General features: G+C 67.7%; 21 protein-coding genes and 1 pseudogene. 10 read left to right on the top strand and 12 right to left on the bottom strand.

All coding sequences use genetic code 11. The features are described 5' to 3' along the window. The first annotated feature begins 15 nt into the window (after positions 1-15). From GIW57_RS03900 to GIW57_RS03890, 3 genes are all read left to right on the top strand, one after another. On the top strand, positions 16-1632 hold the full coding sequence (locus GIW57_RS03900; protein ID WP_236509200.1) for a hypothetical protein: 1617 nt from the start codon (positions 16-18) through the stop codon (positions 1630-1632). A gap of 54 nt (positions 1633-1686) precedes the next feature. After that, on the top strand, positions 1687-2583 hold the full coding sequence (hemF, locus tag GIW57_RS03895; protein ID WP_100461997.1) for an oxygen-dependent coproporphyrinogen oxidase: 897 nt from the start codon (positions 1687-1689) through the stop codon (positions 2581-2583). A gap of 141 nt (positions 2584-2724) precedes the next feature. Continuing rightward, positions 2725-4245, top strand: a complete 1521-nt coding sequence (locus GIW57_RS03890) for a hypothetical protein (protein WP_236509199.1) — start codon at positions 2725-2727, stop codon at positions 4243-4245. 55 nt (positions 4246-4300) lie between these two features. On the opposite strand, the pseudogene GIW57_RS03885 reads toward GIW57_RS03890, so the two are convergent. Together GIW57_RS03885 and polA are read right to left on the bottom strand one after the other, a co-directional pair. Continuing rightward, a pseudogene (locus GIW57_RS03885) lies at positions 4301-4795 on the bottom strand (YetF domain-containing protein). Between the two features lie 315 nt (positions 4796-5110). Continuing rightward, positions 5111-7885 carry a DNA polymerase I gene (gene polA / locus GIW57_RS03880; RefSeq protein WP_236509198.1) on the bottom strand — a complete coding sequence of 925 codons (2775 nt, stop codon included), beginning with the start codon at positions 7883-7885 and terminating at the stop codon, positions 5111-5113. A gap of 97 nt (positions 7886-7982) precedes the next feature. Here polA and GIW57_RS03875 point away from each other — a divergent pair, with 97 nt between their 5' ends. Then, positions 7983-8267 carry a DUF2782 domain-containing protein gene (locus GIW57_RS03875; protein ID WP_236509197.1) on the top strand — a complete coding sequence of 95 codons (285 nt, stop codon included), beginning with the start codon at positions 7983-7985 and terminating at the stop codon, positions 8265-8267. 190 nt (positions 8268-8457) lie between these two features. Here the strand turns inward: GIW57_RS03875 and GIW57_RS03870 are convergent, their stop codons facing one another. Further along, entirely contained in the window at positions 8458-8904 is a 447-nt protein-coding gene (locus GIW57_RS03870) for a universal stress protein (protein ID WP_025878044.1), read from the bottom strand. Positions 8905-9113: 209 nt separating this feature from the next. On the opposite strand from GIW57_RS03870, the gene GIW57_RS03865 reads away from it, so the two are divergent. Then, positions 9114-9260 (top strand): hypothetical protein, encoded by a 147-nt coding sequence (locus GIW57_RS03865; protein WP_165781013.1) that lies wholly within the window; start codon positions 9114-9116, stop codon positions 9258-9260. A gap of 94 nt (positions 9261-9354) precedes the next feature. Here GIW57_RS03865 and GIW57_RS03860 read toward each other — a convergent pair whose 3' ends face one another. The 8 genes from GIW57_RS03860 to dnaQ all read right to left on the bottom strand — a co-directional run bounded on the left by GIW57_RS03860 (position 9355) and on the right by dnaQ (position 17086). Beyond that, positions 9355-9909 (bottom strand): hypothetical protein, encoded by a 555-nt coding sequence (locus GIW57_RS03860; RefSeq protein ID WP_100554012.1) that lies wholly within the window; start codon positions 9907-9909, stop codon positions 9355-9357. A gap of 105 nt (positions 9910-10014) precedes the next feature. After that, a complete protein-coding gene (locus tag GIW57_RS03855) occupies positions 10015-10341 on the bottom strand; it encodes a low molecular weight protein tyrosine phosphatase family protein (RefSeq protein ID WP_100461988.1) in 327 nt (108 codons plus the stop codon). A gap of 98 nt (positions 10342-10439) precedes the next feature. Beyond that, positions 10440-12632 carry a DNA helicase II gene (gene uvrD, locus GIW57_RS03850; protein ID WP_099819910.1) on the bottom strand — a complete coding sequence of 731 codons (2193 nt, stop codon included), beginning with the start codon at positions 12630-12632 and terminating at the stop codon, positions 10440-10442. A gap of 9 nt (positions 12633-12641) precedes the next feature. After that, positions 12642-14063, bottom strand: a complete 1422-nt coding sequence (locus GIW57_RS03845) for an FAD/NAD(P)-binding protein (RefSeq protein ID WP_236509196.1) — start codon at positions 14061-14063, stop codon at positions 12642-12644. 24 nt (positions 14064-14087) lie between these two features. Further along, the gene (cls, locus tag GIW57_RS03840; protein WP_089237853.1) at positions 14088-15506 is read right to left on the bottom strand and encodes a cardiolipin synthase; all 1419 of its coding nucleotides are present in this window, start codon (positions 15504-15506) and stop codon (positions 14088-14090) included. A 261-nt stretch (positions 15507-15767) separates the two neighbouring features. Beyond that, positions 15768-15935: a 50S ribosomal protein L33 gene (gene rpmG, locus GIW57_RS03835; RefSeq protein ID WP_170272460.1), complete on the bottom strand. Its 168-nt coding sequence runs from the start codon at positions 15933-15935 to the stop codon at positions 15768-15770. Positions 15936-15945: 10 nt separating this feature from the next. After that, positions 15946-16182, bottom strand: coding sequence for a 50S ribosomal protein L28 (gene rpmB, locus GIW57_RS03830; protein ID WP_005411638.1), 237 nt, complete (start codon positions 16180-16182; stop codon positions 15946-15948). 394 nt (positions 16183-16576) lie between these two features. Continuing rightward, positions 16577-17086: a DNA polymerase III subunit epsilon gene (gene dnaQ / locus GIW57_RS03825; protein WP_089237855.1), complete on the bottom strand. Its 510-nt coding sequence runs from the start codon at positions 17084-17086 to the stop codon at positions 16577-16579. Between the two features lie 204 nt (positions 17087-17290). On the opposite strand from dnaQ, the gene GIW57_RS03820 reads away from it, so the two are divergent. Continuing rightward, on the top strand, positions 17291-18523 hold the full coding sequence (locus GIW57_RS03820) for a glycosyltransferase (protein ID WP_100461985.1): 1233 nt from the start codon (positions 17291-17293) through the stop codon (positions 18521-18523). Here the strand turns inward: GIW57_RS03820 and GIW57_RS03815 are convergent. After that, positions 18492-19385: a LysR family transcriptional regulator gene (locus tag GIW57_RS03815; protein WP_100461984.1), complete on the bottom strand. Its 894-nt coding sequence runs from the start codon at positions 19383-19385 to the stop codon at positions 18492-18494. The genes GIW57_RS03820 and GIW57_RS03815 overlap by 32 nt on opposite strands. Positions 19386-19495: 110 nt before the next feature. Between GIW57_RS03815 and GIW57_RS03810 the strand changes: the two genes are divergently transcribed. The 4 genes from GIW57_RS03810 to GIW57_RS03795 all read left to right on the top strand — a co-directional run bounded on the left by GIW57_RS03810 (position 19496) and on the right by GIW57_RS03795 (position 23029). Then, positions 19496-19894, top strand: a complete 399-nt coding sequence (locus tag GIW57_RS03810; RefSeq protein ID WP_100461983.1) for a RidA family protein — start codon at positions 19496-19498, stop codon at positions 19892-19894. Between the two features lie 284 nt (positions 19895-20178). Further along, positions 20179-20523: a hypothetical protein gene (locus GIW57_RS03805; protein ID WP_100461982.1), complete on the top strand. Its 345-nt coding sequence runs from the start codon at positions 20179-20181 to the stop codon at positions 20521-20523. Between the two features lie 56 nt (positions 20524-20579). Beyond that, on the top strand, positions 20580-21833 hold the full coding sequence (locus tag GIW57_RS03800; RefSeq protein ID WP_236509195.1) for a TolC family protein: 1254 nt from the start codon (positions 20580-20582) through the stop codon (positions 21831-21833). Further along, positions 21830-23029 carry an efflux RND transporter periplasmic adaptor subunit gene (locus GIW57_RS03795; protein WP_236509194.1) on the top strand — a complete coding sequence of 400 codons (1200 nt, stop codon included), beginning with the start codon at positions 21830-21832 and terminating at the stop codon, positions 23027-23029. The genes GIW57_RS03800 and GIW57_RS03795 overlap by 4 nt, the downstream gene beginning before the upstream one ends. Positions 23030-23036: the final 7 nt, after the last annotated feature.

Raw genomic sequence — 23036 nt, 5'->3', positions numbered from 1 at the left:
CGTCAAGGAGACGACATGCCTTCACCCGCACCACACCGCCGCTGGCTGACCTGGGCGTTGCTGCTGGCCACGCCGATGGCTGCTGCACAATCGCCACAATGCGGCCTGTTCAAGGCCGATGAAGGCAGCAGCACGCTGCGTATCAGCTCACCCGATCGCGGCGAGCAGAAGCATTTCGGCAGCGCGCCGTCTCCGGTCGCCTTCCAGCAGATCGACGGAAAGCTGCAGCTGGTGAGCCTGGAATACGGCCTGCCCAGCGCGCTGCAGGTGCGCGATCGTGGCCGCACCGTCGAAGTGGATGGCACGGTCTACACCCTGCAGACGCCGGCACAGTGCGCTGCGGCAGCCACACCTGCCGCTGGCAGCTGCCTGGCCGATGCGGCGGCGTGCCTGGACAATCGCACCATCGCCCCGCTTTCCGTTCTTGAATCGGCCTGCCAGGAAGGCGTGCCGGGCATGTGCCTGCAGTTGGCTGATCGTTGGCACGATGAGGCCAAACCTGCGGTCGACGCCGATCCTGCCGTGCAGAAGGCTGCGCTCGACGCCGCCCTGTCCGGCATTGAGCTCCCTGCCGCCTGCCACGACGGCGGCTTCGAGCAGGGAACCCCGGCCTGTGCCGCAGCCCTGGAGGCCGCCCCTGCGGTGCAGGAGCAGCTGGTCAAGGCAGCGATGACCGCAGCCATGACCGAAGCAGTGGTGACGATGGCGGCACCCACCGCGCCGGTGATCGTGCCGGCTGTGCGCCGCCAACAGCTGCTGCAGCTGTGCCGGAAGGTACCGCACGGCGGCTTCTGTACCCGCGTGGCTGAGCTCTCCTGGGAAGCGGGAGATCCCCAGCAGGCGGTGCAGGCACTGGCTGCGGCCTGCACACCCGGCAATGAAACCTCTGCCTGCGAGCGACTGCCTGCGCTGCAGGCGGTGGGCGCATCGCTGAGACCGCAGCCCGCAACGGCCCTGCCCTGTGGCAACTACCGGTCCGACGGCGGCCTGATGGACACGCTGGATTTCGGTGACGCCGGTCTGGTCGGTGTTGGCTGGAGCAGCCAGCTGCGTGCGCGTGTCGAGAGCGGCGACATCCGTATCCGCCATGACAAGGGCGGTGACTTCGTGCTGCGTCCGCTGCCGGGCGGCCAATTGCTGGGGCTGGACAGCTGGACCCGTTTCCAGGTGTTCGCTCCCACGGGTGAGGGCGCAACCGGCTGCAGCGCACCGAAGCAGTACACGGTGCTGCCGCTGCCACAGGATTGCCCGCTGGCACGGGCCGATGGCGATGGTGCCGAGGCCTGCTGCGCACAAGGCAAGCTGCAGGGCTGCAACATCCTCGGCAACCGCCTTGCGCTGTCCGGGAACTGGCTGCAGGCCGCCGAACACTACGCCACGGTCTGCCGCGCAGGAGTGCGCGAAGGGTGCGAGAACCTGGTCACCGCGCAGGGCAACGGTGCCGGTGTGGACGCACGTGCGACCCTGGAACAGCTGTGCAAGGCCGACCGCAACGGCCTCCACGTGGCCTGCGACGTGCTCGAAACACAGAACTGGAAGCTGATCGTTCTGGGGGGCGCCCTGCAGAAGGCGGCCGATGAGGCGGCAGTGGACGACACCCCGGCGCCACGCAGTTCCAACCGCAAGCGCTGAGTCCGCCAGGGCTTGCCCGCAGCTTCGGGCAGGCCCTGCGGTAAAGTACGCGCCATGAACGAATTCGAGCGCGTTCGCGCCTACCTCACCGACCTGCAGGATCGCATCTGTGCGGCAATCGAGTCCGCCGATGGCCGCGCACGCTTCCAGGAAGACCTGTGGCAGCGCGCCGAGGGCGGCGGTGGCCGCACCCGTGTGCTGCGCGATGGCGCAGTGTTCGAGCAGGCCGGCATCGGCTTTTCCGATGTGGCGGGCAGTCGCCTGCCGCCCTCGGCCTCGGCCAACCGGCCAGAACTGGCCGGCGCCTCGTGGCGTGCCACCGGGGTGTCGCTGGTGTTCCACCCGCTCAATCCCCATGTGCCGACCACCCATGCCAACGTGCGCTTCTTCCAGGCGCAGCGCGATGGCGAAGTGGTGGCCAGCTGGTTCGGTGGTGGCTTCGACCTGACCCCGTTCTACCCGTTCGACGAGGACGTGCAGCACTGGCATCGGGTGGCGCGCGATCTGTGCGCGCCGTTCGGTGAAGAGCGCTACGCCGCGCACAAGCGCTGGTGCGATGAGTATTTCTTCCTGCGCCATCGCAACGAAACGCGCGGCGTGGGCGGTCTGTTCTTCGACGATCTGCACGGCGATTTCGAGCGTGACTTCGCCTACCTGCGCGCGGTCGGCGAGGGTTTCCTCGATGCGTATCTGCCGATCGTGCAGCAGCGCAAGAACACGCCGTACGGCGAACGCGAACGCGAGTTCCAGCTGTACCGCCGTGGCCGCTACGTCGAGTTCAACCTGGTCTACGACCGCGGCACGCTGTTCGGCCTGCAGAGCGGTGGCCGCAGCGAGAGCATCCTGATGAGCCTGCCCCCGCGCGTGCGCTGGGAGTACGGTTTTACCCCGGAAGACGGCAGCGCCGAAGCGCGCCTGGCCGATTACCTGGTGCCACGCGACTGGCTGTAGGCGCTTCCGGTACCGGACGCTGCACGCGTTGCCGCTGCGCAATCCCTGCGGTTGTGCGGACCACCGCCCACGCGGCGGTGGCCCCGCTGCGGCGCCTCCACTTCATTCCCCCCCTCTTGTCTTGAATCAAGGAAGACCGTGATGCCCGTTGTTGTTTCCCCACGCCGCCGGATGGCCACCTGGCGCCTCATGCTGCTGCTCGCGCTGGCCGTGCCCAGCCTGCAGGTGGCCGCGCAGTCGATGGCCTGCGGCACCTACCTGCAGGACGATGGCAACGCCAGCCTGACCATCGAAAGCGAAGCCCACGGCTTCCTTTCGGGCCCCTACCAGGCCACGGAACGGCTGCGGCTGGTACGCCAGGACAACCTGCTGGGCACTGGCAACCTGTCCACCGGCCGCTTGGAGAACTGGGAGTTCAGCGACAACGACCGCACGGTCAGCGGCGGATACCACACGTTCCACCTGAAAGCAGCGGCCGCCTGCAAGCCGGTACCGGAGATGGTCGAAGGCAGCTGCATGGCCGATACCAGCGACTGCCTGGAGGCACTGCCCGAGGCCGCGCCCACGCAGCTGCACGCCTGGTGCAGCGAGGGCGTGGAGGCGGCCTGCACCCAACTGCAGGAGACCTACCAGCGCCAGGCCACGGAGGCGCAACCGCAGCGGGCCCAGGCCGAGCCGCAGATGCCGCCCTACTGCCGCGAAGACGCATCGCCCGAGGAGGGGGAAGCCTGCATGGCCGTCATGAAGGCCATGGCCGGCGAACTGATGGGCAGGGCGGTGATGGGCCTGGAGCAGACCCTGGACGCACCGCTGCCAGCAGCGCAGCTGGATGAACTGGCGGCGCTGTGCGCGCAGCAGCAGGGCGAGTCGTTCTGCAGCAACGTGGCCGAGGCGCTGTGGAACGGCGGACGCCTGCAGCAGGCGCAGCAGGCCCTGCAGCGCTCGTGCACGCAGCGCGAGGGCACCTACGCCTGCGGCCCGGCCAAGGGCCTGGCGATGCTGACCCCGCTGGCGTCGTCGGCGCTGACCCCGGTCGCAGCTACCGCGCTTCCCTGCGGCCGCTTCGAGGCCGAGCTTGGCCTGCTGTCGTCGCTGCGGTTCCTGGATGCCGGCCTGGTCGAAGTGGAGGGTGTCGGCACCCGCCTGCGCGCACGCGTGCAGGACGGCAGGATCCTGATCCGTCGTGACGTCGGCAGCGATTTCGTACTGCAGCCACTGAGCAACGGAACCCTGGCCGGGATGGACAAGGACAACCGCTACGGCTACTACCAGCGGATGGACAAGTCCGCGACGAGCTGCCAGCCGCCGCCGGGATTCGTGGAGATCCCGCAGCCACTGGACTGCCCGATCCTGGCCCGCAAGGGCGGTGCCGCGTCATGCTGCAACGACGGCAAGCTGCTCGGCTGCAAGGTCGCGGGCGAAGAACTGCACAACGCCGAGAAGTGGGCGCAGGCCCAGCCCTATTTCATCAAGCTGTGCAGCGCAGGCGTGCGCGATGGCTGCCTGGGGCTCGCCGCAGGCTATGCGCATACCGCCGACCCCAAGGTTCCGCAGACGATGGCGGCGATCTGCGCCAAGGACGGCAAGGGCACCCATGTAGCCTGCGATGTGGACGCCACACGTGACTGGGCGGGCATGAAGGCGCAGGCGGCCGAACAGTAAACCGTGTCGGCGTGGGTCGCAGGAGTACTGCCTCCGGCGCACGCTGTGGCGCGCGTCACTCGTCCTTGCGCTTGGGAATGATGGTGATGTGGCCGTTGGTTTCCAGCAGTGCCAGTTCCACCTCTTCCACGCCGATGCAGCTCTGCTGGCGCATGGCGACCTCGAAATCGGCGCGGCTGACCAGCTCGCGCCGCAGCACGCTGTCGAAGAGCTTGCCGTTGCGCGCGATCACCACCGGTTCGCCCTCGATCAACCGTTCCATGCGGCGGCTGCGGGCGGTGATCCAGCCCACGCCGTAGTTCAGCAGGATCAGCGTGGCGGCCAGCAGCAGGCCACCGGCCAGCGACGTATCGGTGCCCAGCAACGCGTTCTGCACCGCGTTGCCGAGCAGCACGATCAGCAGCACGATCAGCAGCACATCGAACGGCGTGACCTGCCCCAGCGCGCGCTTGCCACTGAGCCGGACCATGCCCAGTACCACTGCCTAGACCACCACCGCGCGCAGGATGAATTCCCACCACGGCATCGCCAGGGCGAACAGGTCGGGCATTGCGGGTTCCCCTGCTGAGCGATGGCCCAGCGTGGCGCAGCAGCGCACAAATAAAAAGCCCCGCTGACCAGGGGGAGGTCAACGGGGCCGGGGAACGGGTGCTTGGGGAGGAGCCCCCGTTCCGAGATCTGCTCCAGGGGATGGGAGAGATCCACAACAGGCGTTGCGCCTGTCGGGAGTTATAGAAGCACTCCGAACACTAACGGTTCGTGAAGGGGCCCAATTTAATAAGCACCCCTCAGGGAAGCATTCATGTTTGAGTCAGAAACATCGTACAAATGAACGAATTCACGGCGTTTTCGGCCTGAATGCGACTCAGTGCGCCTCATCCCAGTTGCTGCCGGTACCGGTATCGACCACCAGCGGCACTCGCAATTGTGCTGCTTGCGACATGTGCTGCACGACATTGCTGCGCAGCTCTTCAATGAATCCATTCTCGGCTTCGAATACCAGTTCATCGTGCACCTGCAGGATCATCCGCGCCGGGGCGCCGCTGTCACGCAGCCACTGGTCCACCGCGACCATGGCGCGCTTGATGATGTCAGCGGCGGTGCCCTGCATCGGGGCATTGATCGCCGCACGTTCAGCGCCGGCACGCAGGCCCTGGTTACGTGCATGAATGTCGTTCAGGTACAGGCGACGGCCGAACAGGGTCTCCACGTAGCCCTGCTCCCGGGCCTGCTCGCGCATGCGCTCCATGAAGTCACGTACACCCGGGTAGCGGCTGAAGTACAGCGCCACGTAGTCCTGCGCCTGGCCACGGTCGATACCGAGGTTGCGGGCCAGTCCGAACGCGCTCATGCCGTACATCAGGCCGAAGTTGATCGCCTTGGCCGCGCGACGCTCGTTGCTGGTCACTTCTTCCAGGGTGCGGCCGAACACCTCGGCGGCGGTGGCCCGGTGCACGTCGGCGCCCTGCTCGAAGGCGCGCACCAGGCCCGGGTCTCCGGACAGGTGGGCCATGATCCGCAGCTCGATCTGCGAATAGTCGGCCGCCAGCAGCTGGAAGCCTTCCGGGGCGATGAACGCGCGGCGGATGCGGCGGCCATCCTCGGTGCGGATCGGGATGTTCTGCAGGTTCGGATCGGACGAAGACAGGCGGCCGGTGGCGGCGCCGGACTGGTGGTAGCTGGTGTGCACCCGGCCGGTATCCGGGTTGACCATCTCCGGCAGCTTGTCGGTGTAGGTGCTGCGCAGCTTGGCCAGGCCACGGTATTCAAGGATCACCCGCGGCAGCTCGTGCTGTTCTGCAATCGCCTCCAGCGCCTCTTCATTGGTGCTGGGCTGGCCCTTGGGGGTCTTCACCACCGCCGGCAGCTTCAGTTCGTCGAACAGCACCGCCTGCAGCTGCTTGGGCGAATCCAGGTTGAAGCTGCGCCCGGCCAGTTCGGTGGCCTTCTGCTGCGCGGCCAGCATGCGCGAGGACAGGTCCTGGCTCTGCCGGCGCAGTTCGTCGGTGTCGATCCGCACGCCGTTGGCCTCGATGCTGGTCAGCACCGGCACCAGCGGCATCTCGATGCTGCGGTACACGCTGTCCAGGGTCGGCTCGGCCAGCAGTTGTGGCTGCAGCGCGTGGTGCAGGCGCAGGGTGATGTCGGCGTCTTCGGCGGCGTAGCGGCTGGCTTCGTCGATGCCCACCTGCGAGAACGAGATCTGCTTGGCGCCCTTGCCTGCCACCTCCTCGAACTTGATGGTGTTGTAGCCCAGGTAACGCAGGGCCAGCGAATCCATGTCGTGGCGGGTGGCGGTGGAATTGAGCACGAAGCTCTCGAGCATGGTGTCGTCGTGGTAGCCCTGCACGTCCACGCCATGGCGGCGCAGCACGTGCAGGTCGTACTTGCCATGCTGGCCCAGCTTCTTCTTCGCCGGGTCCTGCAGCGCCGGCCGCAGCGCATCGAGCACCTGCGCCAGCGGCAGCTGTGCCGGTGCGCCCGGATAGTCATGGCCGACCGGGATGTAGGCGGCCTTGCCCGGCTCTACCGCCAGGCTGATGCCCACCAGACGCGCACGCATCGCGTCCAGCGCATCGGTCTCGGTATCGAAGCTGATCAGATCGGCCTGCTGAACGCGCGCGACCCAAGCCTGCAGCTGCTCTGTGGTCAGCACGGTCTCGTACTCGCCGGGCGCTGACAGCGCAGGATCGAGCTCGCCCGCCGGCGGCGCTTCGGCGCTGCCACGGGCAAAGCCGGCTGCGGTGCCGCGCAGGCTCGGGGTGGCCTCGCTGACCTGCGCCGGTGCTGCGATCGGACCGCCCAGCTCTTTCAACGCCTGGGTGAAGCCATAGCGCAGGTACAGCTCGCCCAGTGTGGGCACGTCCGGATCACGCAGGGCCAGTGTGGTCGGGCTGGCGTCCAGCGCGACGTCGGTGCGGATGGTCACCAGCTCCTTGTTCAGCGGCAGCCGCTCCAGCGCGGCGCGCAGGTTCTCGCCGATCTTGCCCTTCATGGTTGGCGCAGCCGCGATCACCCCGTCCAGGTGCTGGTACTCGGCCAGCCACTTGGCCGCCGTCTTCGGCCCGCACTTCTCCACCCCGGGCACGTTGTCCACGGTGTCGCCCATCAGCGCCAGCAGGTCGACGATCTGGTCCGCACGCACGCCGAACTTGTCCATCACCGCCGCGTCCGAATCCATGCGGCTGCCGGTCATGGTGTTGACCAGTTCGATGCCCGGCCGGACCAGCTGCGCGAAATCCTTGTCGCCGGTCGAGATGGTGACCTTCAGGTCCTGTGCCACGCCCTGCAGGGCCAGGGTGCCGATCACATCGTCGGCCTCCACGCCGTCGATGCGCAGGATGCTGATGCCCAGCGCTTCAACGATGCGGCACATCGGCTCGACCTGGCTGCGCAGTTCATCGGGCATCGGCGGGCGGTTGGCCTTGTACTGGTCGTACAGGTCGTCACGGAAGGTCTTGCCGGGGGCATCGACGACGAACGCGACGTAGGCCGGGCGTTCCTTCAGCGTCGAGCGCAGCATGTTGACCACGCCGAACAGCGCGCCGGTGGGCTCACCCTGTGCATTGGACAGGGGCGGCAGCGCGTGGAACGCGCGGTACAGGTAACTGGACCCGTCGATCAGGACTAATCTGCTCATGCGACGATTCTACGCGCCTGTTCCTGCATCGCGGCGACACGGCAGCGACGCGGCGTTGGGGCATAATCAAGGCTCTTTCCAGGCAAAGGCCCCGCCGATGAAGAACCTGATGCTGGCTTCCCTGCTCCTGCTTGCTGGCTGCGCCAGCATGGGCGGTGCGGGCGCTCCCCCGGTGGACGTCAAGGGCGCCGATGTCTCCAAGCGCACCATGGACAACGGTGACACCATCGAGGAGTACCGGGTGTCCGGCCAGCTGCGCATGGTCAAGGTGACGCCGGCACGCGGCGCGCCGTTCTACATGTACGACAAGAACGGCGATGGCCGCTTCGACAACGACAAGGACGGTGTGTCGCCGGTGTACTGGAAGCTGTACAGCTGGTGATGTAGGCAGGGTCGGATCCCTTTCCGCAGGAAAGGGCTCTGACCCCATCAAGGCGATCGGCGATGTCCATCCACCCATGGGGTGGATCTACTGGATGTTTCGGTGGCCTTATCCGCCGGGCGCCGGAAAAAACAACGCCGGCGCGCTTCCTGCGGCCGGCGTCGGGTCCCCTCCCCGGGAACGCTCTGTATCAGCGGATGACCAGCACCGGCAGCGTGCTGCGCGCCAGCACCTCGGCGGTCTGGCTGCCCAGCAGCACGCGGGTGACACCGCGGCGGCCGTGCGAGGTCATCACGATCAGGTCGCTGTTGCGCTGGCCCGCCGTCTCGATGATGCCGTCGGCCGCGTAGCGGTCCAGCACATGCACCGGATTGGCGGTGATGCCCTGCTCGGCGGCTTTGGCCAGCGCAGGCTGCAGCACCTTCTGCGCGCCTTCCTCGCGGTCGGCCTTGTACTCCGGGCTGTTCATGTAACCCACGCTCCAGCCCATGGCGTCGTACATGCCGACGGCCCATGGCTCGGAGACGGTGACGATGTCGACCTCGGCGTTGAGGTCCTTGGCCAGCTCCAGGCCCTTGGCCAGGCCCTTGTCGGCCAGCTCCGAACCGTCGGTGGCGATCAGGATGCGCTTGTACATGGTGGGGCTCCGCGGTGATCTACCCAGTGGGAACGACACCATTACATACCCGATGTGGAGATCGTGCCTTGCGCAGGATCAATCCGGCAGCGCGCAGCGATGCCTGCGCAGCGCGGCATGATCGGTGCATGCACCACCAGCTTGCGCACCCTGACCACTGCGGCTCATGCTGGGCGCGCGGCACCGCGCCGCCTCCAAGGATGACAGGCATGCAAAACAACAGACCACCCGTCTGGAGCTCCCAGAAGTCCATCCTGATCGCCGCGATCATCGCATTGGCGGTGCTGTTCGGTGCCTACCAAGTCGGCAAGGACATGGCGCTGCGCGACAACGCCCGCGGGGCCGCAAGTCGGTAACGCTCTTCTGTAGAGCCGAGCCATGCTCGGCTGCTCTCCGCGACCGACGACATCGTGCCAACCAAGGTTGGCACCTACCGGTAGAGGCCTACGCTCAGGCGATCTGCACCACGCGTGCGTTCTGGCACAGCGGGTAGCTGCTGACGAATTCAGCGATCGCCTCACGCATCGCCTCGAACGACTGGCCATACATGTACAGCGCGGTCTCGCTCGGCCCCTGCCACCAGCTGCAGATCTCGCCCAGGCCATCGATGCGCTCGGACAGCTGTTCGAACACATGGTTCGAATCGCACTGCTCGTATACCTCGTCCGGCAGGGTGAGGCCGTCGAGGTAGATGCCCAAGCCCTCGGTCACGCCGAAGCTGCGATCGGCCTCGCCTGCGCCCTGTATCTGCGAACCCTTGGGCGCACCCAGCTGCTCCAGCAGGTCGACCAGCTTCGGCACGCCTGCGGCATCAACCAGCGCCACTTCGATATCGCCGTATTCGACTTCGCCTTCGTCGGACATGGCGGTACCGCCACCGGTGATTCCACCCAGCTCGGCCGCCTGCAGCAGCGCATCCAGCGGATCCTCGAACAGCTCATGGCGATGCTCGGGCTGCAGCCTGGCGTTCAATTTCACGGTGACATGCAGCGTGGGCTCGGTCATGAGGGCGTTCCTGGGAGATGTGGCCGCTATTGTAGAGCCGCGCCGTGCTCGGCTGCCTTTCGCCGGAGAAGCAGCCGAGCATGGGCTCGGCTCTGCAACGAACGCTCAGCGCAGGAACGGCGGCACTTTCCGTTTCAGCAGCTCCACCAGCACCGGATCCATGTACTCGTAGTCATCCGGAATATCCAGGCAGATCACGCGCTTGCCCTTCAGCCACGGTTTGTAGCGGCTGGAGAGGCGGTTGCGGTGTGCCCGCTCCATCACGAACACCAGGTCCGCCCACTGCAGCAGCTCGGGGCTGAGGATCTCCTCGGCGTCGGCGAGCAGCCCGGCCGAGGCGGTCTCGATGCCCGGCCACTCGGCGAACACCTGCTCGGCCGTGGGGCTGCGCAGGCGGTTCTGGCTGCAGAGGAAGAGAACCTTGCGGGTCATGAGCACTCGCCTTTGTAGAGCCGGGCCCATGCTCGGCTGCTTCCTACCGCGTTGGGGTCAGGGCCCTCCCCTCGAGAGGGATCCGACCCCGACGGTGATCAGATCACCGTCAGGTTGGCATACGCCATCACCAGCCACTTGCTGCCGGCATCGGCGAACTCGATCTGCACACGTGCATGGGCACCGTTACCTTCGTAGTCGGTCACCATGCCTTCGCCGAACTTGGGATGGTTGACCAGCGCGCCCAGCTTGATCGGCGGCGCTTCGATGGCGGCGTGACCCATCACCCGGCTTGCGCCCATCGAGGCCGGTCGCGAGACCTGCACCTTCGGCCGCACTTCATGCAGCAGCTCGCGCGGAATCTCGCGCAGGAAGCGCGACGGCAGGCTGTAGTTGTCCTGGCCGTGGATGCGCCGCGATTCGGCGTAGCTCAGCACCAGCTTCTGTCGCGCGCGGGTGATGCCGACGTAGGCCAGCCGACGCTCTTCCTCCAGCCGTCCGCTTTCCTCCAGCGACCGTGCGCTGGGGAACAGGCCCTCTTCCACGCCAGCCAGGAACACCAGCGGGAATTCCAGGCCCTTGGCCGAGTGCAGCGTCATCAGCTGCACGCCCTCCTCGCCCGCCTGCGCCTGGCCTTCACCGGCTTCCAGCGCGGCATAGGCCAGGAACGCGACCAGCTCGTCCATGTCCTCGCCCACTTCCTCGATGTCGTCGGCACGGCGCACGAAGCGCGAGGCCACCGACACCAGTTCGTCGAGGTTGTCGGTGCGCGATTCCGAATCCAGCGCGTTGCGGCTTTCCTTGCTCCAGTGTTCGCGCAGCTGCGAGCGCACCAGGACATGGTCCACGCGCTCGGCCAGGGTCATCTGCAGGGTCTGTGCCTGCAGTTCATTGACCAGCACCAGGAAGCCGGCCAGCGCGTTGCGCGCACGCGCCGCCAGTGCACTGCCCTGTGTCACCAGCATGGTGGCTTCCCACAGCGAGATGCCCTGGGCGCGCGCTTCGCGGCGCACTTCGTCCAACGTGCGGTCACCGATGCCACGCGTGGGCGTGTTCACCGCGCGCTCGAATGCAGCGTCGTCGTTGCGGTTGGACAACAGGCGCAGGTAGGCCAGCGCATCCTTCACCTCGGCGCGCTCGAAGAAGCGCATGCCGCCATACACGCGGTACGGCACCTGTTCGCTCAGCAGCGCTTCTTCCAGCGCGCGCGACTGCGCGTTGCTGCGGTAGAGCACGGCCACTTCGGTATAGCTGCCACCGTCGCGCACCCACTGCCGCGCGCGCTCGACGATGTAGCGCGCCTCGTCCATCTCGTTGTACGCCGCGTACAGGTCGATCGGATCGCCGTCGCCGCTGTCGGTCCACAGTTGCTTGCCGATGCGGTCCGGGTTGTGCGCGATCACCGCGTTGGCGGCATTGAGGATGTTGGCGGTGGAGCGGTAGTTCTGTTCCAGGCGGATGGTCTGCGCGCCCGGGAAATCGCGCAGGAAGCCCTGCACGTTCTCGACCTTGGCGCCGCGCCAGCCATAGATGGCCTGGTCATCGTCACCGACCACGAACACGTGGCCCTCATGCCCGGCCAGCACGCGCACGAAGGCGTACTGGATGGCGTTGGTATCCTGGAATTCGTCCACCAGGATCTCGCGGAAACGCGCACGGTAATGCGACAGCAATGGCGGGTTGTCGCGCAGCAGTTCGTGCGCGCGCAGCAGCAGCTCGGCGAAATCGACCAGGCCGGCGCGGTCGCAGCGCGCCTGGTACTCGGCATAGGCCTGGCGCATGGTTTCCAGCCACGCGTCGTTCGGCTCGGGCTGGATGTGCTGCGGGCGGCGGCCCTCATCCTTCTGCGCGTTGATCCACCAGGCAATCTGCTTGGGCGGGTACTTGCCGTCATCCAGCTCCAGCGCCTGTACCACGCGCTTGACCAGCCGCAGCTGATCGTCCGAATCCATCACCTGGAAGCTTTCCGGCAGCTTGGCGTCCTGCCAGTGCAGGCGCAGCAGGCGGTTGGCCAGGCCGTGGAAGGTACCGATCCACATGCCGCGGCTGCCATGCGGCAGCTGCGCGTCGATGCGATGGCGCATCTCGCCGGCAGCCTTGTTGGTGAAGGTCACCGCGAAGATGCCGTGGGTCGGCACGCCTTCGACTTCATGCAGCCAGGCAATGCGGTGGGTGAGTACGCGCGTCTTGCCCGACCCGGCACCGGCCAGCACCAGGTGGTGACCGAGGGGAGCGGAGACGGCTTCGCGCTGGGCCGGGTTCAGGCCATCAAGCAAGTGGGAGACATCCATGCCTCCATTTTACGGCATCGACGTCGCAGCTCCTGCGACCACCTGCACGGCCAGTGCCTCCGCCTGCTGACGCAGTTCAGGCACCGCCAGGCTTTCCCACAGGTTGCCGATGCGCAGGCTGCCGAGCACCCCCAGGCGCGCCTGCGGCTGGCCGCCCGCTGCGCACAGCCGGTCGCCCGGCACACTGCTGTCCAGGCCCAGCCCATGTGGGCCGGGACGGGCCAGGCCATCGGCCTGCAGCTGCTGCAGCAAGGGGTTGCTCAGCGCCGAGGCGCGGGTTTCCACGCCCGTGGCATTGACCACCGCGCCGATCGTCCACTGCACGTTGCCGCCGCCCGCCTCGCGACCCGACAGCCACAGGGCGTCCCCGTCGCGCCACACGCGTTGCAGGCGGGCGCGGTGAACGCGCAGCTGGCCGCTGGCCTGCAGCGCCTGCAACTGCTCGGCCACCGGTTCAGCGATGCGGTGGCGGTGTACGTCCCAGTAGCGCACCACGTGGCGCAGGAAGCGACGCTGGTCGGCCTCGCCCAGGCTAAGCCACAGTGCCTGGCCATGCGGACGGATGCGGTCCATCACGCCCTGCCACGGGATGCCGTCGGCCTGTGCCTGCCGTACGTGTTGGCGCAGTGCACGCAGGCGCTGGCGCAGGGTCATCGGCAGCAGCTCCTGCGGATCGAATGCCGGCAGGCCACCGTGTGCATGTGGCAACGGCAGCAGGCCATGGCGCGAGATCACGTGCAGCGGCCCGCTGTGACCGGCGGCCACCAGCGCCAACACGGTGTCCGCCATGCTCAGCCCGGAGCCGACGATGGCCAGTGCATGGCCACCGGCCAGCGTGCGCACGCCGTCGTAATCCCAGGCTTCGACCACGTCATCGGCGGGCAGCGCATCGGCGCCGTCGACCGGCAGCGGCCGCATGCTGTTGCCGGTGGCGATCACTGCCTGCGCTGCATGCAGCGTTGGGCCAGCGCCCAGCTGCAGCTGGTAACCGTGGTCATCGGCATGCAGCGCCAGCACCGGTTGGGTGATGACCTGCAATCGCGCCGCGCTGGCCGCTTCAGCCTCGCGCAGGCGCTGCTGCAGATAGGCGGCGAAGTAATGGCGGCACACGTAACGTTCGCCCAGCACCTCGCGCGCCTCACCCGGGTAGGCGTTGGCGGCCATCAGGTAATCGAGGAAGTCGCCGGGCTGGTCGGGGAACGCGCTCATCTTCGCCGCCGGCACGTTCAGCAGATGCTCCGGCCACGGCGTGGCATAGGCGATGCCCTGTGCCAGCTGCGAGGCCGGTTCGAAGATGGTCAGCGCCAGCGGCGCCCGGGCCTGGCGCAACACCTGGATCGCCACCAGCACCCCGGCCGCACCACCACCGATGATCGCCAGGTCCAGTTCGCCATTACGCGGTGAATCAGTCATGCGCCGATTGTAGGCCATCGACCGTGCCCGGCTGGCGCCGGCCTACATCAGCGCATCGGCCAAGCGCGCGATGCCCTCGCGGCTGCGCAGCCACGCGGGGCGCTTGCGCCACTGCTCCAGGTCCAGCAGGCGCGACTGGCGCAGATAGTCGTCCTCGATGGCGATCAGCTGCGTGACCAGTTGACGGTCGTAGCAGATCAGGCCGATTTCGGCATTCAGCGCGAACGAGCGGATATCCATGTTGATCGACCCGAGCACCGCGATGTCCTCGTCCACGCTCATGTGCTTGGCATGCAGGAACTGCGGCTCGTACAGCGCGATCTGCACCCCGCAGCGCAGCAGTTCATCGTAGTAGGCCTCCTGCGCCCACGAGGTCAGCCGCTGGTTGTTGCTGGCCGACAGGATCAGCTGCACCTGCACGCCGGACAGTGCGGCGATGCGCAGTGCACTCAGCGTTGCTTCGTCGGGCACGAAGTACGGCGTCACCATCACCAGCCGCCGCCGGGCAAGATGGATCAGCGCGGCCACCGCATCGCGCGCGTTGCTGTAGGGGTACGCCGGGCCGCTGGGCAGCAGCTGGGTGGCGATGTCTTCGCTGCACACCGGCACGTCGGCGATGACGTCCAGGCGCTGCCCGGTTTCGATGTACCAGTCACTGGCGAACACCGCTTCAAGGTGCGCTACCGCCGGCCCGCGTACGCGCGCCACCAGCTCGCGGTTGGGGTGGCCGGCCACGAATTCAGGCCGCGCCAGGTTCTGCGAACCGACATAACCCACCTCGTTGTCGATCACCGCGATCTTGCGATGGTTGCGCAGGTCCATGCGCCCGCTGCGGCGCCAGCGCAGGCCGCCGGGCAGCATCGCGCGCACTTCGACGTCACGTGACCGCAGCCGCTTGCTGTACGCGCGCAGGCCGCGCTTGGCGCCCACCGCATCCAGCAGCACGCGGCACTGCACGCCACGCGCTGCGGCACGCTGCAGGGCTTCGACGATGGCCTCGCCTACGGTGTCATCGAACATCAGGTAGTACAGCAGGTGCACCCGGTCCTGGGCCTGGTCGATGTCGGCGATCAGGTTGTGCAGTGATTCGTCGTAGTCGGTCAGCAGATCGACCGCGTTGCCGTGCACCGGCATGAAATCGCCCTGACGCTGCACCAGCGGCACCACTTCGGCGCTGGCCGAATCGGGCTGTGGCGTCCAGCGCAGGCGGCGCTGCAGCGCCTGTTCCTCGCGGATCACCTGCGAGGCCTCGGCCTGCCGGCGGATGCGTTCGCGCGACAACCACGGATGCCCGAACAGCAGGTACAGCGGCAGGCCCAGCAGCGGCACGAAGCCGACCAGCAGCAGCCAGCTGCGCGCCGCGCCCGGCGTGGTGCGGGTGGGGATCCAGCACAGCGCCACCAGCCGGATCAGCCAGTCGATCAGCAGCAGATACGAACCCAGCAACCACTCGAACAGCATCAGGCGCGCCCGTCGGGAGGGTGATGGGCCATTCTGCCCAGCGGGGTGGGTGGAGTCGAGCCGCGCCCCATGACCGACGGGCGCCATTGAGATGAACGCATCGCCATGCGCGCGGAGAAGGCCGCATAGCACGGGGCAGGATGTGTGCCCGGGTGCTCGACAGCGCGTCGACCAAGGTCGACACCTACCGGGGGCGGGGGGCCACAAAAAAACCCGCCACGAGGGCGGGTTTCTTCGGAGGCAATCAGCAATCCTTGCGGATTACTTGATCTTGCCTTCCTTGTACGGGACGTGCTTGCGCACGACCGGATCGTACTTGGAGAATTCCATCTTCCCCGGGGTGTTCTTCTTGTTCTTGTCGGTCGTGTAGAAGTGACCGGTACCAGCGGTCGAAATCATACGGACCTTATCGCGCTTGCCTGCCATGATCGTCTACTCCTCAGACCTTTTCGCCGCGCGCACGCAGCTCAGCCAGAACGGAATCGATACCGTTCTTGTCGATGGTGCGCAGTGCATGCGCGGAAACACGAAGCTTCACCCAGCGGTTCTCGCTGGCAACCCAGAAGCGGCGCTCGTGCAGATTCGGCAGGAAACGACGACGGGTCTTGTTGTTGGCGTGCGAGACGTTGTTACCCGTCTGCACTCGCTTGCCGGAAACCTGGCATACGCGGGACATGGCGCACCTCGATAGTAAGTTGTGTCAGCCCGTAGCCCGGGAGACGGCGGCCTCGATGGTTGCCCACCACACGTCAAGAGAATCAAAGGGTTACGCTGGCGTTGGGCGGCCGGGGACGTGCTCCCGGGGGCGCCGCCCGGCACGAAACCGGACACAGCGAGCCGCGCATTATGCACGCAATCAAGACCTTGCGCAACTTACCCACAGGGCAAGGCTGAACACGGCGACGGGGCCCCTTGTAGCGCCGAAGGTAGCGGCAGGAGCCGCTGCCAACGTCGCTTGCGACGGCCCGTAGGGTGACGGTCAGGACGACCGGCATAGCCCACGCTCGGCTGGGTCGTACGGGGAGAGCAGCCGAGCATCGGCTCGGCTCTACAACAGCGACAGGGCCAGCTCAACGCAGGTGCGGCACCACCTGGGCCAGCAGGTGCGCATCCTTCAGTGCGCCATGCAGGCCGCGGGTGCCGGGAATACGCAGGCGCTGCAGCACATCGTCGAGCTTGTTGGGCATGCCCGGCCACCGGTTGCGGGCCAGCTTCAGGCTGCAGGTCACGCGGCAGTGCTGGGCCAGCCCATCGGCGATACCGGCCAGGCGCAGCTCGTTGTCGAGGAAGCCGACGTCGAAGGTGGCGTTGTGCGCGACCATCTCGCTGCCACGCAGGAATTCCAGCAGCTCGGCAGCCTTGCTCGCAAACAGCGGCTTGCCCACCAGCATCGCATCGCTGATGCCGTGCACGCGCTGTGCGCCCCAGTCCACTTTGCGCTGCGGCTGCAGATACGTGTGGAACTGGCGGCCGCTGAGCTGCCCATCGATCAGTTCCACCGCCCCGATTTCAATCACCCTGTGGCCCAGACGATGCGAGATGCCGGTGGTTTCGGTATCCAGCGCAACGACGCGGCTCATGCCCCACACCCGAATGCGGCAACGGGCATGCGGGAGACAAGGAACGGTAGTGAAGGCATTGCGGTCATGCGGTGCTGGATCCTGTTGCGCGCGCCCCGTGCAGCGTGGGCAGGTGATGCGGGATTGTCCCATGCGGCGCGCCAGCGGGTAGGCGGGACGAACACGGCGACACCGGCATACTGCCGTTTCACTGCGGAGGCTCCAATGCGACTGCTGGCCCTCACCTACGGCACCGAAGGCGACACACGGCCGCTGGTCATGCTCTGCCACGGGCTGATCGCGGCCGGCCACGAGGTCATGCTGCTGGCCGACGGCGGCACTCTGGGCAGCGCTAAAACAATGGGCGTCCCGCACGCCGCGCTGGAAGGCGACATCCACGATGAAGTGGTGGCGCTGGTCTCACGCGGCAACGGCGTGGCCGCCGCCAGCACCGGGCTGGCACGGATGGCGCTGCAGCACGTCGCCGGCTGGATGCGCCAGGCCGATGCTGCAGCCGACGGCTGCGATGCGATCCTGACCGGCGGCCTGGCGGCGTTCGTCGGCATGAGCGTCGGCGAACGTCGTGGTCTTCCGGTGATCGGCGCCGGCATGATTCCGCTGACGCCGACGCGCGCATTCCGCTCGCCCTTCCTGCCACCCGGGCGCTCACCGGGATGGATTAACCGGGCCAGCTACGGGCTGGTCAACGGCCTGATCTGGCGTCAGTTCCGCGGCCCGATCAACGCTGCCCGCCAGCACGCCGGGCAGCCGCCACGACGCTCGCTGTGGACCGGCCTGCCGATGCTGTACGGCATCTCGCCGCAGCTGTTGTCGCCGCCTTCGGACTGGGCGGCCGACCATGTCGTGTGTGGCCAATGGTCGGCACCTGCTGCGCCGTGGCAACCGTCGGCGGAACTGCAGACTTTCCTCGATGCCGGGCCACCGCCGGTCTACCTGGGCTTCGGCAGCATGACCGGCTTCGACCGCGAACGTGTGCTGCCGGCGCTGTTGTCGGCGCTGGCACCGCGCCGCGTGCTGCTGTTCCCCGGTTGGGTCGGCGTGCCCGACATGGCGTTGCCCGATACGGTATTTGTGATCGGGTCCACCCCGCATGAAGCGTTGCTGCCGCGCTGCGCGCTGGTGATCCATCATGGTGGCAGCGGCACCACGCATTCGGCCTGTCGCGCCGGCATACCGTCGATGGTGATGCCGTTTGCCGCCGACCAGTTCTTCTGGGCCGATCGCCTGCAGCGGCTGGGTGTAGCGCCTGCGCCGCTGTCACCGAAACGGTTGCAGCCGCAGGCGTTGGCCGATGCACTGGCGTTCGCCGAGCATGCGGATACATGCGCGCGTGCAGCCGCGTTGGGCGCTGCAATGGCGAACGAGGACGGAGTGGCATGCGGCGTGGCGGCGATCGAGCGGTGGCTCAGCCCAACACCTCCACCACCCAATCAATGAACACCCGCAGCCGCTGGCTCATGTGCCGGTTCGGCGGGAACATCACGTGCATCGGCATCGGCGGCAACTGCCAATCGTGCAGCACGGGCAGCAACTCGCCGCGCGCCACATGCGGTTCGGCCATGTAGCTGGGCAACGCGACCACGCCGAGGCCGGCCAGACCCGCCGCCAGATAGGCATTGCCATCATCGAAGCCGATTGAATAACACCCCTGCACCTCGATGCGCTCGGTGCCGCGCTTTGCGCTGAACACGCGGGCACGGCCACTGCGCGGGCTGAGGAAACCGACCGTGTGGTGGTCCGGCCCTTGCAGCGCGAGCGGGTGTTCCGGCATACCGAACTGCCGCACATAGCCTGGGCTGGCATGGAAGCCGATCGGCAGGCTCGCCAACGGCCGCGCCACCAACGCCGGGTCGGCCGGGGTTCCGCCGCGGATCACGCAGTCGACGTTGTCGGCGATGACATCGACCTCGCGGTCGCTGACCCCCACCTCCAGCTGGATGTCCGGATAGCGCGCCTGGAAGCCGGGCAGCGCCGGCACCAGCAGCAGCCGTGCGAACGGGCCGGGCACATCGATGCGCAGGCGCCCACGCGGTTGTGCGGCGGCATCGCCCAGCCCACCCTCGACCTCTTCCAGCTCGGCCAGCAGACGCACGATGCGCGGGTAATACGCCGCGCCATCGGCGGTGACACTGACCCGGCGGGTGGTGCGGTTGAGCAGCCGCAATCGCAGATGTGCCTCCAGCTGCTGCACCAACTGGGTGACCGTGGTGCGGCTGAGCTGCAGGGTGTGCGCGGCGCGGGTGAAGCTGCCGGTCTCCACCACCCGGGCGAAGGCCCGCATCGCCTCGAAGCGGTCCATGTCAGCGGCCCTGATTGTTTGGAATTATCAATCAATCTAGGCGCATCATTGCGGTTTATCCAGACAGCGGCAGCGGGGAGGATGGTCTCCTCCCGTCTGGAATCCGTCTTATGTCCCACCGTGATGTCGTCTTTCCCGCCGGCCGGCAGGCGCTGTACGAGCGCAACCGTTACTCACCGGCGATCCGGTCCAATGGCTTCCTGTTCGTCTCCGGCCAGGTCGGCAGCCGCGAGGACGGCTCGCCCGAGCCGGACTTCGAGACCCAAGTGCGCCGCGCCTTCGACAATCTCAACGCGGTACTGGCCGCGGCCGGCTGCACGTTCGACGACGTGATCGACGTGACCGTGTTCCTGGTCGACCCGGAAACCAACTTCGAAAAGGCCTGGGCAATCGTGCCGGAGTACTGGGGCGAAGCGCCGCACCCGACCCTGACCGGTATCGGCGTGACCTGGCTGTATGGCTTCCAGTTCGAGATCAAGGTGATCGCGAAGCTGCCCGCCGACCGGTAGTGCCGGCCGCTGGCCGGCAATGTGTCGGGGGTCAAAAAGCGTGTCGACCAAGGTCGACACCTACCGGGGCAGCTGGTCGCGCGACAGCAGCCGAGCACGGGCTCGGCTCTACAGAAGCGCATCCCGGTGTCGCACCCCACGGACCGAAAGGCGTGCCGACCAAGGTCGGCACCTACCAGAGCAGCAGTTCCGTGCGCGGCGCACCTGAACGGGAGGTTCCGACGAATTCCCGAGGTGGCCATTGATATTGTATCCACCGAAAACCGCTTGCTAGCCTCCCCTCCATGCGCCGGATCGCCCGCCACCTTCGTTCGTACCTGCTGATGCTGCTGATGGCGGCGTTTGTGGTCGTGCCGGTGGCCGATGTACTGGCGTGTGCGGTGGAACCGCACGACAGCACGGTGGTGCATGTGGAGTCGGCTGCCGAAGAGCCCGACGGTGACAATGACAGTGACGGCAAGCACACCGCTGCCTGCAGTCATAACCACTGCCACCACTCCAACCTGAGCCTGCCGGCGAGCACCTTCGCCGCCTTTGGCACGCCGCAACCGGCGCGCTGGATGAATGCAGGCGACGCGGCGACCTATGCGGTCGCCCAGGACGAACTGGCACGTCCTCCCCGGGCGTGAGTTGAGCGCGTCCCGCAATCGCGGGCTCCCGTTTCACTCACAACCGGAATCCCCCTATGTCGATCCTGACACGTCGGTCGCCGCGCGCGACCGGGCTGGTCGTCGCCGTGCTGCTGGGCCTGATCCCCGCCGCACAGGTCGCCGCACAAGCCGCACCTTCGTACGACACCCTGCTTGAACGTCTCGACCAGCTGCCCGGCACCCGCGTCGGCGCGGCATTGGCCGAGGCGGCCGATGCCCGCGCCGACCAGGCCCGGGCGCTGCCCAACCCCTCCCTTTCCTGGTCCGCCGAAAACGCCTGGGGCACCGGCTCCTACGGCGGCATGGGCAGGGCCGATACCGTGCTTACCCTGTCCCAGCCCTTGGAGGTCTGGGGCCAGCGTGGCGCGCGCGTCCGCGCCGCCCGCGCCGAGGCACAGGCCGCTGCCCTGCGCGGTTCGCAGAGCCGCAGCGATGTCGCCAGCCAGCTGGCGGCGATCTACGCACAGGCGGAAAGCGCCCTGCGTCGTTACACCCTGGCCGACGAAGCGCTGACCCTCACCCGCGACGATGCGGCGGCGGTCACCGCCATGGTCAAGCATGGCCGCGAGCCGCAGCTGCGCGCGGTGCAGGCACAAAGCGAAGTGGCCAATGCCAGCGCCGCGCTGGATGAGGCGCAGGCCTTCCGCGATGCCGCACTGGCCCGCCTGGCCGGCGCGGCCCTGCTCGATGCACCGGTGCAGACCATCGACAACAGCCTGCTCGACCGCGCACCGCCGGCACCGCGTGGCGCCATCGATGTGGCACTGGCCGTGCGTGTGGCCGAAGCCGAAGTTGATGCGGCCGGTCGCCTGGTCGATGTGGAGCGCAAGCGTGCCCTGCCCGACCTCAGCGTCACGGCCGCGCAGACGCGTTTCCGCGAGGACCGCGAGCAGGCCTACACGCTGGGCGTCAGCCTCTCGATCCCGTTGTTCGACCGCAACCGTGGTGGCATCCGCGCCGCCAGTGCCGAACAGCGCGCGGCCGAGGCGCGGCTAGACCAGCAGCGCCGTGACAGCGAAGCGGAACGGTTGTCGGCGGTGGCGGGCCTGAAGGCCGCCGGCAGCCGCACCCGCGCGGCCGACGAAAGCGTGGTTGCCGCCGAGGAGGCCTATCGCCTGGCCCGCGTCGGCTTCGACGCGGGACGCATCTCGCAGCTGGAACTGCGCAGTACCCGCAGTGCCCTCATCGCCGCCCGCGGCACCGCTGTGGACGCGCGTCTGTCGCGCGTCGGCGCGGAAATCGATCTCGCCCGCCTAGAAGGGCGCGCACCTTTTGTGGAGGCCCGATGAACCTGTCCCGCTCTTTCCCCCTGGTGGGTGGCCTGCTGCTGACCGTATTGCTGGCCGGCTGCTCCGGCAACGCACAGCCCCCGGAAGCTTCCGCACCCGATGCCAAGGCCGCAGCCGACGATGGCCATGGCCACGCCGCCGACAGCACCGAAGCCAAGGCCGAAACAAACAAGGTGCCCGACGCCGATGAAGGCGTGGTGCAGCTGACGCCCGAGCAGATCAAGGCATCCGGCATCGACGTGGTTGCCGTCGGCCGCGGCGGCGGCGGTTCGACGCGGCTGTCCGGGCGGGTGGAGCCATCGATCGGTGCGCGTGCATCGGTCGCCTCCACCGTGATCGGGCGCGTGGAGCGCGTGCTGGTCGCACCGGGCACGGCAGTGAAGCAGAACCAGGCACTGGCGATCGTGGTCAGCGGCGAGGCGGCGGTGTTCCGCGCCAATGCGGTTGCCGCCGCAGCGGAAGCCGAGGCGGCGCGCCTGGCCCATGGCCGTGACAAGGCGCTGGTCGAACAGGGCGTGGTCGCCCGCCAGGAACTGGAAACCTCACGCGCGCGCTCGCTGGCAGCACAGGCGCAGGCCGCGGCCGCACAGGCACAGGCCGCCGCCAACGGTTCACCCGACAGCAGCGGCCGCGTGCGCATCACCAGCCCGGTGGCCGGCATCGTCGGCAACGTGCAGGTCACGCCCGGTGGCGTGGTGGCGGCCGGCAGCCCGGTGGCCGACGTCGCCGATCCGTCGATGAACGAACTGGTGTTCACCGCACCGCCAGCGCTGGCCGCACAGGTCAGCCCGGGCATGACGCTGGAAGTCACCGTGCCGGGCGGCAGCTTCAGTGCCACCGTCACCGGTTCTGCCGCCGATGTGCGCCAGCAGGGCGGCGTAGCGGTGATCCGTGCCACGCCGGTCAATGCGGCATTGCCGCCCGCCGGTTCGCCGGTGTCGGCGGTGGTGGTCACCGACGGCAAGGACGGCGCGTTGAGCGTGCCGGCCGATGCCGTGCAGAACGTGGATGGCAGCAGCGCGGTGTTCGTCGCTGTCGAGGGCGGCTTCAAGGTGCAGCCGGTGCTGGCCGGCCGACGCGCCGGCGACCGCATCGAGATCCTCGGTGGCCTGAGCGGCAGCGAACGCATCGTCGGCGCCAACGCGTTCCTGCTCAAGGCCGAACTGGCCAAGGGCGAAGCCGAGCACGGGCACTGAGGACCTT

It is taken from the genome of Stenotrophomonas sp. PA-6-5C, assembly GCF_021605635.1.
In the GTDB taxonomy this organism is placed as follows: domain Bacteria; phylum Pseudomonadota; class Gammaproteobacteria; order Xanthomonadales; family Xanthomonadaceae; genus Stenotrophomonas; species Stenotrophomonas lactitubi.
This window is presented reverse-complemented; position numbering and strand designations above follow the sequence as displayed.